The organism is Pantoea sp. EKM103V (genome assembly GCF_011800365.1).
In the GTDB taxonomy this organism is placed as follows: domain Bacteria; phylum Pseudomonadota; class Gammaproteobacteria; order Enterobacterales; family Enterobacteriaceae; genus Pantoea; species Pantoea anthophila.
In genome coordinates this window covers 59,880-74,038 of sequence record NZ_JAALFQ010000008.1, presented here as the reverse complement: position 1 = coordinate 74,038, position 14,159 = coordinate 59,880, and the positions used below count along the sequence as shown (strand labels likewise).

The 14,159-nt window shown below is 58.4% G+C and carries 12 protein-coding genes; 7 read left to right on the top strand and 5 right to left on the bottom strand.

The window, feature by feature from the left end; translation table 11 throughout:
- Positions 1-21 precede the first annotated feature (21 nt).
- Both parE and HFD97_RS15820 read left to right on the top strand, forming a co-directional pair.
- On the top strand, positions 22-1,917 hold the full coding sequence (gene parE, locus HFD97_RS15825) for a DNA topoisomerase IV subunit B (protein WP_009087278.1): 1,896 nt from the start codon (positions 22-24) through the stop codon (positions 1,915-1,917).
- Between the two features lie 98 nt (positions 1,918-2,015).
- Complete coding sequence (locus HFD97_RS15820) at positions 2,016-2,915, top strand: LysR substrate-binding domain-containing protein (RefSeq protein WP_167432264.1); 900 nt, start codon at positions 2,016-2,018, stop codon at positions 2,913-2,915.
- Between the two features lie 298 nt (positions 2,916-3,213).
- Here HFD97_RS15820 and HFD97_RS15815 read toward each other — a convergent pair whose 3' ends face one another.
- Positions 3,214-3,522: a putative quinol monooxygenase gene (locus HFD97_RS15815; protein ID WP_009087274.1), complete on the bottom strand. Its 309-nt coding sequence runs from the start codon at positions 3,520-3,522 to the stop codon at positions 3,214-3,216.
- 48 nt (positions 3,523-3,570) lie between these two features.
- The gene (locus tag HFD97_RS15810) at positions 3,571-4,152 is read right to left on the bottom strand and encodes an NAD(P)H-dependent oxidoreductase (RefSeq protein ID WP_009087272.1); all 582 of its coding nucleotides are present in this window, start codon (positions 4,150-4,152) and stop codon (positions 3,571-3,573) included.
- Between the two features lie 157 nt (positions 4,153-4,309).
- Between HFD97_RS15810 and HFD97_RS15805 the strand changes: the two genes are divergently transcribed.
- The 4 genes from HFD97_RS15805 to ftsP all read left to right on the top strand — a co-directional run bounded on the left by HFD97_RS15805 (position 4,310) and on the right by ftsP (position 9,901).
- Complete coding sequence (locus tag HFD97_RS15805; RefSeq protein WP_111208169.1) at positions 4,310-5,074, top strand: transporter substrate-binding domain-containing protein; 765 nt, start codon at positions 4,310-4,312, stop codon at positions 5,072-5,074.
- A 193-nt stretch (positions 5,075-5,267) separates the two neighbouring features.
- Positions 5,268-7,541 carry a DNA topoisomerase IV subunit A gene (gene parC, locus HFD97_RS15800; protein ID WP_154929159.1) on the top strand — a complete coding sequence of 758 codons (2,274 nt, stop codon included), beginning with the start codon at positions 5,268-5,270 and terminating at the stop codon, positions 7,539-7,541.
- A 45-nt stretch (positions 7,542-7,586) separates the two neighbouring features.
- Entirely contained in the window at positions 7,587-8,324 is a 738-nt protein-coding gene (locus HFD97_RS15795; RefSeq protein WP_046102557.1) for a 1-acylglycerol-3-phosphate O-acyltransferase, read from the top strand.
- A 146-nt stretch (positions 8,325-8,470) separates the two neighbouring features.
- On the top strand, positions 8,471-9,901 hold the full coding sequence (gene ftsP / locus HFD97_RS15790; RefSeq protein ID WP_009087261.1) for a cell division protein FtsP: 1,431 nt from the start codon (positions 8,471-8,473) through the stop codon (positions 9,899-9,901).
- An 80-nt stretch (positions 9,902-9,981) separates the two neighbouring features.
- Here the strand turns inward: ftsP and dkgA are convergent, their stop codons facing one another.
- Complete coding sequence (gene dkgA, locus HFD97_RS15785) at positions 9,982-10,806, bottom strand: 2,5-didehydrogluconate reductase DkgA (RefSeq protein WP_009087259.1); 825 nt, start codon at positions 10,804-10,806, stop codon at positions 9,982-9,984.
- A 203-nt stretch (positions 10,807-11,009) separates the two neighbouring features.
- Between dkgA and HFD97_RS15780 the strand changes: the two genes are divergently transcribed.
- Positions 11,010-11,918, top strand: a complete 909-nt coding sequence (locus HFD97_RS15780; RefSeq protein WP_009087257.1) for an AraC family transcriptional regulator — start codon at positions 11,010-11,012, stop codon at positions 11,916-11,918.
- A gap of 32 nt (positions 11,919-11,950) precedes the next feature.
- On the opposite strand, the gene HFD97_RS15775 is transcribed toward HFD97_RS15780, so the two are convergent.
- Positions 11,951-12,613, bottom strand: coding sequence for a DedA family protein (locus HFD97_RS15775; RefSeq protein ID WP_009087255.1), 663 nt, complete (start codon positions 12,611-12,613; stop codon positions 11,951-11,953).
- A 171-nt stretch (positions 12,614-12,784) separates the two neighbouring features.
- Positions 12,785-13,975 (bottom strand): cystathionine beta-lyase, encoded by a 1,191-nt coding sequence (gene metC, locus HFD97_RS15770; protein WP_167432265.1) that lies wholly within the window; start codon positions 13,973-13,975, stop codon positions 12,785-12,787.
- Between the last annotated feature and the right edge of the window lie 184 nt (positions 13,976-14,159).

Sequence of the window (14,159 nt, the reverse complement as noted above, 5' to 3'; positions counted from 1 at the left end):
CCCATCTGACAGACATTTACGATGAGTCAATCAAATTATAACGCGGATGCCATTGAGGTCCTGACTGGCCTTGAGCCTGTTCGCCGTCGCCCGGGGATGTACACCGATACGACGCGGCCCAACCATTTGGGTCAGGAAGTGATTGATAACAGCGTCGATGAGGCGCTGGGCGGCCACGCGAAGCGGGTTGAAGTGATTCTGCACGCCGATCAGTCGCTGGAAGTCATTGATGACGGGCGCGGCATGCCGGTGGATATTCACCCGGAAGAGGGCGTGCCAGCCGTCGAGCTGATCCTCTGCCGCCTGCATGCGGGCGGCAAGTTTTCCAACAAGAACTACCAGTTTTCGGGCGGCCTGCACGGCGTCGGGATCTCGGTCGTTAACGCCCTCTCTAAACGCGTCGAAGTCACGGTGCGCCGTAATGGCGAGATCTATGACATGGCGTTTGAGAATGGCGACAAAGTTCAGGATCTGACCGTGACCGGCACGGTGGCAAAACGCAACACCGGTACGCGCGTCCACTTCTGGCCCGATGAGAGCTTCTTCGACAGCCCGCGTTTCTCGGTTTCGCGCCTTTCACATCTGCTGAAAGCCAAAGCGGTGCTCTGTCCGGGCGTTGAGATAATCTTTAAAGACAAGCTCAACAACACCGAACAGCGCTGGTGCTATGAAGATGGCCTGACCGACTATCTGTGTGAAGCCGTGAACGGCCTGCCTACGCTGCCTGAAAAACCGTTTGTCGGCAGTTTTGCCGGTGATGTGGAGGCGGTGGACTGGGCGCTGTTGTGGCTGCCGGAAGGCGGTGAGCTGTTAACGGAGAGCTACGTCAACCTGATCCCGACCATGCAGGGCGGAACCCATGTTAACGGTCTGCGTCAGGGACTGCTGGATGCGATGCGTGAGTTCTGCGAATACCGCAATATCCTGCCGCGTGGCGTGAAGCTCTCTGCGGAAGATATCTGGGATCGCTGCGCCTATGTGCTGTCGGTGAAGATGCAGGATCCGCAGTTTGCCGGTCAGACCAAAGAGCGCCTGTCATCACGTCAGTGTGCCGCCTTTGTGTCGGGCGTGGTGAAGGATGCTTTCAGCCTGTGGCTGAACCAGAACATCCAGACGGCAGAACTGCTGGCTGAACTGGCGATCTCCAGCGCCCAGCGGCGTATGCGGGCCGCCAAAAAGGTGGTGCGCAAGAAACTCACCAGCGGGCCGGCGCTGCCAGGCAAGCTGGCGGACTGCACCGCCCAGGATCTGAATAAGACAGAACTGTTCCTGGTCGAAGGGGACTCGGCAGGCGGATCGGCCAAGCAGGCCCGCGATCGTGAATATCAGGCGATCATGCCGCTGAAAGGCAAGATCCTGAACACCTGGGAAGTCTCGTCCGATGAGGTGCTGGCGTCGCAGGAAGTGCATGATATTTCGGTGGCGATCGGTATCGATCCCGACAGCGAAGATCTTTCTCAGCTGCGTTACGGCAAGATCTGCATCCTGGCGGATGCGGACTCGGATGGGTTGCACATCGCCACGCTGCTCTGTGCGCTGTTCGTGAAGCATTTCCGTTCCCTGGTCAAAGGCGGGCACGTCTACGTCGCCATGCCGCCGCTTTACCGTATCGATCTCGGCAAAGAGGTTTACTACGCGCTGGACGAAGATGAGAAAGAGGGCGTGCTGGAGCAGCTGAAACGCAAAAAGGGTAAGCCTAACGTACAGCGCTTCAAAGGGCTGGGTGAGATGAACCCGCTGCAGCTGCGTGAAACCACGCTCGATCCCAATACCCGCCGTCTGGTGCAGCTGACCATCAGCGATGAGGATGCGGATCAGACCCTGCGCATGATGGATATGCTGCTGGCGAAAAAACGTTCCGAAGACCGGCGCAACTGGTTGCAGGAAAAAGGCGATATGGCCGACATCGAAGTGTAAAAAGCAGGACGCGAAAGCGTCCTGTTCTTTTATGCCCGACGCATCACCCGTGAACGGTGGCCGGAAAGCCAGTCCACTCAGCAGAGACAGTAACCCTTGTGAAAATTACCCTGGAAGAGCTACGCGCCTGGGTGGCGGTGGTAGACAGCGGCTCGATTACGGCGGCGGCCTCTCAGCTGGCGCAGACCAGTTCCGGTATCAGTCGGGCACTGTCGCGGCTGGAGAGTAAACTGCAGACCACGCTACTGCATCGCACCACCCGACGGCTGGCACTGACCGAAGAGGGGCAGGTCTTTCTGGAACATGCGCGTCAGATTCTGGCCTCGGTTGAACAGGCTGAAGAGCAGATTGCCCTGCGGCGTGAAATGCCGTCAGGGCGACTGCGGGTCAACGCAGCGACGCCCTTTATGCTGCATGTGATCGTGCCGCTGGTGGAGGATTTCCGCGCCCGCTATCCGCTGATCCAGCTTGAGCTGAACACCGACAATATTCTGATCGATCTGCTGGAGCAGCAGACCGACGTGGCCATTCGCATTGGTGAACTGCGCGACTCCACGCTGCGCGCCCGGATGCTGGGCAGCAGCGCGATCCGGCTGATGGCAAGTCCGGCTTATCTGGCGAAGGCGGGCACACCGCAGAGCGTTGCCGATCTGGCGCAGCATCAGACCATTGGCTTCAGTCATCCTGAGATCCATAACCTCTGGCCGGTCTGGCAGGCGGAAGGGGAGTTTATGCGGGTTAAGCCGACGATCGCGGCTTCCAGCGGAGAGACCATCCGGCAGCTGGCGCTGGCAGGACAGGGGATTGCGCGCCTTTCCGACTTTGTCAGTCGGGAAGATTGCGCCGCCGGGCGACTGGTGCCGGTGCTGGCAGCGGAAACCCGCGAGCTGCGACTGCCGGTGCATGCGGTCTACTACCGAAACACCACGCTCTCTTCGCGCATTGGCTGCTTCCTGGATTTTCTCCGCAGCGAGATCGATCGTCGACAGCTGCTCTGAGCAGTTTGTCAGAAATAAAAAACCCCTGTCGCGGGACAGGGGTTCAGATGAGTGCTAAACCCGCATGCGGGCACGTCTGGCCGCAATGTATTAGCTCAGCGCGCAGGGTACAGGGTCAGAAGAGGAAAACGTCCCGCGCCATGGACGGCGCGGGCCGAGCAGTCATGGATGACGTTTTTGCGTTTTTCCGATCTGACCCTGTTCCCTGTGCCGGCTCGATCGCAAAGCGAATCTGGCCAGGTTTTTATCACCAGCCTTAACCCCGGTTACACCACAGGGATTAAAGCTTCAGCAACAATCAGGCGCTGGGTTCCAGCACCAGAATCTTCACATCCACCACGTCATCTTTGATCAGCGCGCGATGGGCATCCATGTGCGGCATCTGCTGATGCTGCTCCAGATGGCGCAGCGTTTCCCACTGTTCCAGCATGAAAATAGAGTCGGGGGAGTTCTGCTTCCACGGCACCTGAGCCTGATGATCCAGCAGCGCGTCATACTGATGGCAGCCATCTTCTGCCAGCACCTGCGGGATCAGCTTGTTCACGGCATCAAGCACGGCCTGACGGCGTCCGGGTTTGACACAAATTTCTGCTACGACAGTTAACATTCGCGAATTCCTCTTTCATGGGAAAAGTGTAAGTCTCCACCCTCTATCTTAGGCAAAAACCTGGCTAAGATGGTTCCGATAAGCGGCGATGTCGCGTGGCACGTCCGGGGCTTTAATCACGTCGTTGCAGATAAAGGTCGGCAGCGCCTCCATTCCCAGGAACTGATTCGCTTTGTGGAAGTGCAGATAGAGACCATCCACGCCGACGCCTTCAAAGAACTGCTCCGGATCGGTAAAGGCCTGCAGCGGCGCGTTCCAGGTCAGTGACAGCATATATTTTTTGCCCTGCAGCAGGCCGCCGGAACCATACTTTTTCGCAGCATCGGAGCGGGTACGACCATCGCTGGCGTAGAGCGAGCCGTGGCCTTCGGTGAAGACTTCGTCGATGTAACGCTTCACGGTCCAGGGCTCACCCATCCACCAGCCCGGCATCTGATAAATCACCACATCGCTCTCAACGTACTTCTGTACTTCATCCGCTACCACGTAGTCGCTGTCCGCGACGGTGACAGAAACCTCATGTCCCATGTCACGCAGCTGACTGGCCGCCACATCGGTCAGGGTGTGGTTCAGTTCGCCTTTAGAGTGGGCAAAGGTTTTGCCGCCATCGATAATTAAAATTTTGCTCATCAACTGTTTACCTCATTGTCTGAATATGGGGCTCAGCTTACGCGCGCTGCGGCCGCAGAAAAATGGGACGTTGATCACAAGACTTTTGCTATGACAGCAATAATCGGCCCGTCTATGGCACGATGAGTGGGCAAACTCATCATGAAAAAAAACACCAATGAAAAAAATCGTCTTCGCTTTGCTGCTGGCCAGCGGTGCTGTCCAGGCTCAATCTCATCTCGACACAATCCTCAGTTCTAAAGTCCTGAAGGTCTGTACCACCGGCGACTACAAGCCTTACAGCTTCCTGCGTCCCGATGGTCAGTATGAGGGCCTGGATATCACGATGGCTGACGCGCTGGCGACCTCGCTGAACGCTAAGGTGCAGTGGGTGCCGACCACCTGGAAAACCCTGATGCCCGACTTTCTGGCGAAGCAGTGTGATATCGCCGTCGGGGGCATTTCGGTCACCCTGAAACGCCAGCAGACCGCCTGGTTCGCCCAGCCGCTGGATGTCGATGGCAAAATCCCGCTGGTGCGCTGCGCCGACAAAGCGCGCTTTCAGACGATTGAGCAGCTCAACCGTCCCGATGTGCGCCTGATTGAACCGGCAGGCGGCACCAACGAAGCCTTTGTTCACAGCCATCTGCCCAACGCATCACTGACGCTGTTCCACGATAACGTCACCATTTTTCAGCAGCTGGTGGACAACAAGGCGGATGTCATGATCACTGACGCCTCCGAAGCGCGCTATCAGCAGCAGCACTATCCGACGCTCTGTGCCCTGAATGCTGACAAGCCGCTGCAGTATGGTGAGAAGGCGTACATGATTCCGCGTGACGACATCAGTTGGAAGCTCTATGTCGATCAGTGGCTGCACCTCAGCACCGCGACCGGGGAATACCGTGATATTGCCCGCCAGTGGATGGGTGCCGCGCGCTGACCGGCTCCTGCCTGACGACGCGAGGCGTGCCGGTCGCTGACTGGCACGCCTCGGGCGGCTGAAATCGCGCGGGTGCACGGCGCGCAGACCCGCGCTTCCCCTGTGACTAACACCAGCGAATAAGGTACTATCCTCGCCAAACCACCGCCGGGTGTCCCGCCGTTGTGGGCCACGATGTGAGGATGAGAAATTAATGAGTGAACTGACTCAGGATGGTGCAGAGCGTCTTGCCCTGCATACGTTTACCGAGAACGCGTACTTAAACTATTCGATGTACGTCATCATGGACCGCGCCCTGCCTTATATTGGTGACGGGTTAAAGCCGGTCCAGCGCCGTATTGTCTACGCCATGTCCGAACTGGGACTGAACGCCAGCGCAAAATTTAAAAAATCGGCGCGTACTGTCGGTGACGTGCTGGGTAAATACCATCCGCACGGCGACAGCGCCTGCTATGAAGCGATGGTGCTGATGGCGCAGCCTTTCTCCTACCGCTATCCGCTGGTTGATGGCCAGGGAAACTGGGGGGCGCCGGACGATCCCAAGTCGTTTGCCGCGATGCGTTACACCGAATCGCGCCTGTCAAAATATGCTGAAGTGCTGCTGAGCGAGCTGGGGCAGGGGACGGTCGATTATCAGCCGAACTTCGACGGTACGCTGCAGGAGCCGAAGATGCTGCCAGCGCGCCTGCCGAACATTCTGCTCAACGGCACCACCGGTATTGCAGTCGGTATGGCGACCGACATCCCGCCGCACAACCTGCGTGAAGTGGCGCAGGCGGCGATTGCCCTGATCGACTCGCCAAAAACCACGCTGGAACAGCTGCTCGATATTGTTCAGGGGCCTGATTATCCGACCGAGGCGGAGATCATCACGCCGCGTGACGAAATCCGCAAAATCTATCAGTCCGGGCGTGGCTCCATCCGCCAGCGCGCGGTCTGGAAAAAGGAAGAGGGCGAGGTGGTTATCACCGCGCTGCCACATCAGGTTTCAGGCGCGCGCGTGCTGGAGCAGATCGCGAACCAGATGCGCAATAAAAAGCTGCCGATGGTCGAGGATTTGCGTGATGAGTCGGATCATGAGAACCCGACCCGGCTGGTGATCGTGCCGCGATCCAACCGCGTCGATCTCGATCAGGTCATGAACCATCTGTTCGCCACCACCGATCTGGAAAAAAGCTACCGCGTTAACCTCAACATGATCGGGCTGGATAACCGTCCGGCGGTGAAAAACCTGCATGAGATCCTGACCGAATGGCTGGTGTTCCGTCGCGAAACGGTAAAACGCCGTCTTAACTACCGTCTGGATCGCGTGCTGCGTCGCCTGCATATCCTCGAAGGGTTGCTGGTGGCGTTCCTCAACATCGATGAGGTGATCGAAATCATCCGCACGGAGGATGAGCCGAAGCCGGTGCTGATGTCGCGTTTTGGCATCAGTGAAACTCAGGCCGAATCGATTCTCGAACTGAAGTTACGCCACCTGGCAAAACTGGAAGAGATGAAGATCCGTGGCGAGCAGGCGGATCTGGAAAAAGAGCGCGATCAGCTGCAGGCCACGCTGGCCTCTGAGCGCAAGATGAACACCCTGCTGAAGAAAGAGCTGCAGGCTGACAGCGCCAGCTACGGCGATGAGCGCCGTTCGCCGCTGCGTGAGCGTGAAGAAGCTAAAGCCCTGAGTGAAACCGAGCTGGTGCCGTCTGAGCCGGTCACCATTGTGCTGTCGCAGATGGGCTGGGTACGCAGTGCCAAAGGGCACGATATTGATCCGGCGGGCCTGAGCTACAAAGCGGGTGACAGCTATCTGGCTGCCGCACGCGGCAAGAGCAATCAGCCGGTGGCCTTTATCGACTCCACCGGTCGCAGCTACACCCTGGACCCGACGTCGCTGCCTTCTGCACGCGGACAGGGCGAGCCGCTGACCGGCAAGCTGACGCCACCGCCGGGCGCCGTGGTTGAACAGGTGCTGATGGAAGCTGATGACCAGCGTCTGCTGATGGCCTCGGATGCGGGTTACGGCTTTATCTGCACCTTCAGCGACCTGGTATCGCGCAACCGCGCCGGTAAAGCGCTGCTGACGCTGCCGGACAACGCCCGCGTGATGACGCCGATGGCCGTGCATCATGAAGATGACATGCTGCTGGCGATCACGCAGGCGGGACGGATGCTGATGTTCCCGGTCGGGGAGCTGCCGCAGATGTCGAAAGGCAAGGGCAACAAAATCATCTCCATTCCTTCCGCGGAAGCGGCCGCCGGTCAGGACAAACTGGCCTGGCTGATGATCCTGCCACCGGGCAGCGCGATTACGCTGCACGTCGGCAAGCGTAAAATGTTGTTGCGCAGTGAAGAGCTTCAGAAATTCCGCGCCGATCGCGGACGTCGCGGCACGCTGTTACCGCGCGGCCTGCAAAAAATTGATCGTGTTGAACTGGATGCGCCTGCGCGTCCGGCGAGCCCGGATAGCGAAGCGTAAACAACCCGGCTGACTCCGTGTCAGCCGTGGCTCAATGAGGGAACTATGCTACTGATTCTGCGTACCATTATTGTCATCATCTATTCGATTTTGATCTGTGTCTTTGGCTCTGTCTGGTGTCTTTTTTCACCGCGCGATCCGCGTCACGTCGCCACCTTTGGCCATCTGTTTGGCCGCTTATCGACGGTGTTTGGCCTGAAAGTCGAACTGCGTAAACCGGAAGGGGCGGAGAACTACGGGAATGCGATCTACATCGCGAACCACCAGAACAACTACGACATGGTCACCGCCGCCAAAATTGTGCAGCCTTCGACGGTCACGGTCGGTAAAAAGAGCCTGTTGTGGGTGCCGTTTTTTGGCCCGCTCTACTGGCTGACCGGCAACCTGCTGATTGACCGTGACGACCGTGCCAAAGCGCGCGGCACCATCGGTGAGCTGGTGGATCAGTTCAACCGCAAGCGCATCTCCATCTGGATGTTTCCGGAAGGCACGCGCAGTCGGGGCCGCGGTCTGCTGCCGTTTAAAACCGGGGCATTCCACGCTGCTGTCGCGGCGGGCGTGCCGATCATTCCGATTGTGGTCTCCAACACCCATGACAAGATCAACCTTAACCGCCTGAAAAATGGCCTGGTCATCGTTGAGATGCTGCCTCCAGTTGACGTAAAGGCGTTCGAATCGGTTTCGGTGCGCAAGCTGGCTACCCACTGTCGCGAACTGATGGCCGCGAAGCTGGAAGAGCTGAACGCCGAAGTGGCCGAACGCGAAAAAAACGGAAAAATCTGACCGGCGAGCCGTTCGCCGAACTATCCTGCATGGATGCCACACGGCGTGGCAGTGACTGCCCGCCGTCGTGAACGCAGCACAGCAAAAACAGAGCAATAAAAACAGGGTCGGCGCGTTAGCGCCACGCGTAAAGGGTCAGAAGTTTTATGTCTTTCAGCAGACGTCAGTTCATCCAGCTTTCTGCCGGAGTGGCGCTTAGCGCCGGTATCATCCCTCATGCGGCCCGTGCCGCGTCTTCTGCCAGTGGCGACACACCGCTTCCGGTTCCGCCGTTGCTGGAGTCCCGTCGCGGCCAGCCGCTGTTCCTGACGATGCAGCGCAGCCACTGGTCGTTTAATGGCGACAACAACAAAGTACCGGTCTGGGGCATCAATGGTCTCTACCTGGGGCCGACCGTCCGGGTTTACAGCGGCGATGACGTTAAGCTGATCTACAGCAACCGGCTGAATGAACCGGTCTCCATGACCGTCAGCGGTCTGCAGCTGCCAGGCGCCCTGATGGGCGGCGCGCCGCGCATGATGTCGGCCGGGGTTGACTGGGCACCGGTTCTGCCGATTCGTCAGGCCGCCTCGACCTGCTGGTATCACGCCAACACGCCAAACCGCATGGCTCCGCATATCTACAATGGACTGGCGGGCATGTGGCTGGTGGAGGATGACGTCAGCAAGCAACTGCCGTTGCCAAAGCACTACGGCGTGGATGACTTCCCGATTATTATTCAGGACAAGCGGCTCGATAACTTTGCCACGCCGGTCTACGACCCGCCGCAGGATGGCGGCTTCCTGGGCGACACGCTGCTGGTGAATGGCGTCCGCAATCCGTACGTCGAGGTGTCACGCGGCTGGGTGCGTCTGCGTCTGCTGAATGCCTCGAATGCGCGACGCTATGAGATGGTGCTCAGCGATAATCGTCCGTTTATGGTTATTGCCAGCGATCAGGGTTTTCTCTCTGCCCCGGTGGCGGTGCAGCGTCTCTCGCTGGCACCCGGTGAACGCCGGGAGGTGCTGATAGACATGTCGCAGGGCGATGAGGTGTCGATTACGGCGGGAACGGCGGCGGGCATCATGGATCGGCTGCGTGGCTTCTTCGAGCCCTCATCGATTCTGACCTCTACCCTGATCCTGACCCTGCGGCCCACCGGTTTACTGCCGCTGGTGACCGATAACCTGCCGATGCGGCTGCTGGCCGATCAGATTCTGGATGGGGCGTCGGTTCGCACCCGTGAATTCCGTATCGGCGACACGATGCCGGGCATCAACGGCGCGCTCTGGGACATGAACCGGATTGATACCACCGCGCAGCAGGGCACCTTTGAGCGCTGGATCCTGCACGCCGACCGGCCACAGGCGCTGCATATTCAGGGCGTCATGTTCCTGATTAAAAGTGTTAATGGCGCACAGCCGATGGGCGAAGATCGTGGCTGGAAAGATACGGTGTGGGTCGATGGCAGTGTGGAACTGATGGTCAGCTTCCCGCAGAGTTCGTCAGACCATTTCCCGTTCGTCTATTACAGCCAGACGCTGGAACTGGCCGATCGTGGCACGGCCGGTCAGCTGGTGGTACAGCCTTCTGCATAACGCACAGAGTCAGGCGGGGAGACCCGCCTGACCCACGCTTTCTGCTCTGCAGCCGCAGAGCGGTCAGTGCGTTACCGGGCTTAGTTAAAAGTTTCCGGGTCCGGCCCCAGACGATTGCCGCTGTCCAGCTTCGCAATATCACTCACTTCATGCTTATCCAGACGGAAGTCGAACACCTTAAAGTTCTCTTCGATACGGGCTGGGGTTACAGATTTCGGGATCACCACCAGGCCACTGTCCAGATGCCAGCGGATGACGATCTGGGCCGGGGTCTTGCCATACTTCTTCGCCAGCGACTTGATGATCTCCTGATCGAACACCCCTTTGCCGCCCTGCGCCAGCGGGCTCCAGGATTCGGTCTGAATCTGGTGCATCGCGTTCCAGGCGTGAAGGGTGCGCTGCTGCAGCATCGGGTGCAGCTCAATCTGATTGACCACCGGGGTAACACCGGTTTCATCCATCAGTCGCTTCAGATGCGCTTCATGGAAGTTGCAGACGCCGATACTTTTGGTCAGCCCCTGCTGCTGTAGCTCAATCATCTTCTTCCAGGCATCCACATAGTGATCTTTTTCCGGGCAGGGCCAGTGCATCAGGTAGAGATCGACCTGCTCCAGCTGCAGTTTCTGCAGGCTGGTTTCCATCGCCTGCTGAACGTTCTGCTGATCGTCATTCCACAGTTTGGTGGTGACAAAAATCTCTTCACGCGGCACGTCGGTTTCCTGCAGTGCCTGACCAATCGCCTCTTCATTTTTGTAGGCCGCGGCGGTGTCGATTGAGCGATAGCCGACTTCCAGCGCTTTCAGCACCGCATGACGTGCATCTTCAATGCTGGCCTGCCACACGCCGAGTCCCAGTTGCGGCATCATATTGCCATCGCGCAGTTTAATAATGGGCTGGTCTGCCATAGTTGCTCCTTTCCGTTGCGGTTAACCCGTGAGATTTCACTGTGCTTAAGTCTAGCCAACAATTTTCAGCCTGCTCAGTGAAGCGATCCGCCCGCGTTCTGAAGCCCTGCCTGATTCGGTAAAATTCTTGCCTGATTCTCCAGCCCGCTGGTGATTTGCACATCCGCGCGGCACACTGGATTTTTACCCGTAAAGGAGTCGCTATGGCGCACGATGCACTGTGTCACCGGCTGGCACAGCAGGTAGTTAACTTAATGACTCAGGGTCGCGACCGGCTCTGTCAGGTCGAAAATGTGTCGCTGATCTACGCAAATCAGTATCGTCCCCGGACGCCGATGATGTATCAGCCCGGCATTGTCATTTTGTTTCAGGGCAGCAAAACCGGCTACCTTGGCAGCACCGTCTTTCAGTATGACGCCAGCAAATATCTGATGCTCACCGTGCCGCTGCCGGCGGAGTGCGAAACCTGGGCGTCGCCGGAAACCCCGATTGCCGGGCTGTGTCTCAATGTGGACACCGCCAGCCTGCAGGATCTGCTGATCGAAATCGGCGATGACGATCAGTTTCAGCCGCAGCCGCTGACCTCCGGTATCCACTCGGCGTGGCTGACAGAGCCGATGCTCTGTGCCGCCGAACGCCTGCTTGATGTGATGACTCAGCCGCGCGAAGCGCGGGTGCTGGGACCACACATTGTGCGGGAGATTATCTATTACGTGCTGACCGGCCCGATTGGCGGCGCGCTGCTTTCACTGGTGAGCCGGCAGACCCAGTTCAGCCAGATCGCGCGTGCGCTGCGCCGGATTGAGAATCACTATGCGGATAACCTCAGTGTCGATGCACTGGCGGCAGAAGTGAACATGAGCGTTTCCGCTTTTCACCATAACTTTAAAGCGGTCACCCAGACGTCACCGTTGCAGTACCTCAAGCGCTATCGTCTGCATCAGGCGCGGCTGCTGATGTTGCACGATGGGCTGAAAGCGAGCGCGGCGGCGGTGCGGGTTGGCTATGAAAGCCCTTCACAGTTTTCGCGGGAGTTTAAGCGCTACTTTGGCGTAACGCCGGGGGAAGAGGTGAGTCGGGTCAGGCAGACGGTCGCGGATCCGTCCGCCTGAGAGGCGGCAGATCCGGACGACACGCGCTGCGATCAGGCCTGTTTCTGCCGACGCTTTTTCCAGATCACCAGAATGCTGCCGAACAGGCCGACCACCAGCAACACCATCGGCAGCACCATCAGGATCGCCATCACCTGATCTTCATGACGCTTGATAAACGGCACCTGGCTGATGCCATAGCCAAAGGCGACCACAATGCCGACCCACAGCACGCCGCTTAGCCAGTTAAAGAGCTGGAAGCGACTGTTCTGCAGCCCCGCAATCCCCGCCATGGTGGGCAGAATGGTGCGGATAAACGCGAGAAAGCGGCCGACCAGCAGCGCCATCAGGCCGTGACGGTTAAACATATTCCAGGCACGCTGATGATACTGCGCGGGCAGATGCATCAGCCAGCTCTTCACCAGACGGGTATTGCCCAGCCAGCGCCCCTGCAGATAGCTCAGCCAGCAGCCGAGGCTGGCGGCGGTCGTGAGGATCACCATCGTGGGGACAAAATCCATGACCCCCTTGGCCACCATCGCACCCGCCAGTAACAGCAGGCTGTCGCCCGGCAGGAAGGAGGCAGGTAACAGACCATTTTCCAGAAACAGCGTCAGAAACATCACGCCATATACCACCCATACCACATCCGGATTTGCCAGCGCGGCAAAATCCTGATGCCAGAGCGCCTGGACAATCTCGTGTAAAACACCCATTAGCGATTCCATCACGTCACAAGGAACTATTCGTCTGCATTCCGCGCGCGCAGTGACTGCACTGACACGCTGAACGATACGGGATAAATGTTAACAACAAATCCGTCATAGCCCGGCAAACTCACTGGTCAGCCGCGACCCGGTTTATCTTCTGTTTACTTTTTTCTTTGCTCAGCGCGTCAGACGCGCAAAACCGGCCTCCAGATCGGCGATCAGGTCATCCACATGCTCCAGACCGATGTGCAGCCTGACCAGCGTACCGGTGAAATCCACGCCGCCCGCCGGACGAATCGCGGCCAGTTCCTCAGGCTGATTGGCCAGGATCAGCGATTCATAGCCACCCCAGGAGTAAGCCATGCTGAAATGATGGAAGTGATCGAGATATTCCGCCAGCTGCGGGGCGCTCAATTTTTCCTGCAGAATGAATGAGAAGAGGCCGCTGCTGCCGTTAAAGTCGCGCTGCCAGAACGTATGGCCTTTGCTCTGCGCCAGCGCAGGATGGTTGACGCGGGCCACCTCGGGCCGTGCTGCCAGCCACTCCGCGACCTGCAGGGCGCTCTCTTCATGCTGACGCAGACGGGTGCCCAGAGTGCGCAGGCCGCGGCTCGCCATATAGGCGGTATCAGCATCGACCATCTGGCCCATCAGATAGGAGTTTTCGCGCAGCTGATCGATGCAGCGCGCATTGGCGACCGCCGTGCCGATCATCGCATCGCTGTGTCCAATCAGATATTTGGTCCCAGCCTGAATCGAGATATCGACGCCGTGCGCCAGCGCATTAAACAGAATACCGGCTGCCCAGGTGTTATCGAGCATGATGATCGCCTCTGGCGCAATGGCGCGCACCGCCGCCACAATCGCCGGAATATCCTGCACTTCCATGGTAATTGAGGCGGGGGACTCCAGAAACACGACGCGGGTGTTGGGCTGGACCAGCGCACCGATTTCGCTGCCGATGCTGTGATCGAACCAGCTGGTCGAGACATTCATCTTGGCCAGAATTCTGGTGCAGAAATCCTGCGTCGGTTCATAGACCGCGCCGCTCATCAGGAGATGATCGCCCGCTTCGACGAAGGCCAGGATCGCATTCGCCACCGCTGCCGCACCGCAGGGGTAGAGGACGCAGCCCGCGCCGCCTTCCAGCTCCGTCATCGCATCCTGCAGCGCGAAGTGCGTCAGGGTGCCACGACGGCCATAAAAGAGTTCACCTTTTGCCCGTCCTGCGGTCGCGCGTTTTTTCTCCGCGACCGTATCAAAAACCAGCGAGGAAGCGCGCTGAATCACGCTGTTCACCGAACCCTGGGTATAACGCTTGCTGCGTCCTGCACTGACGAGCGTGGTATCAATTTTTCTGGTGGTCATGAGTCGCCCTTGCCGCTTCTGACTAAGCTCTCACGTTACCACGAAACGGCCAGCAGGGTTGAGACTCAATGGCGATTATCAGAACAGAGAGCAGGATAAAAAGCGGGTTGAAAGCCGCGCGGGTCACGGCAAAGCGGGCGGTCAGAGTTTGTAAATAGTAATGAGAACTACTATCAATTCGCCA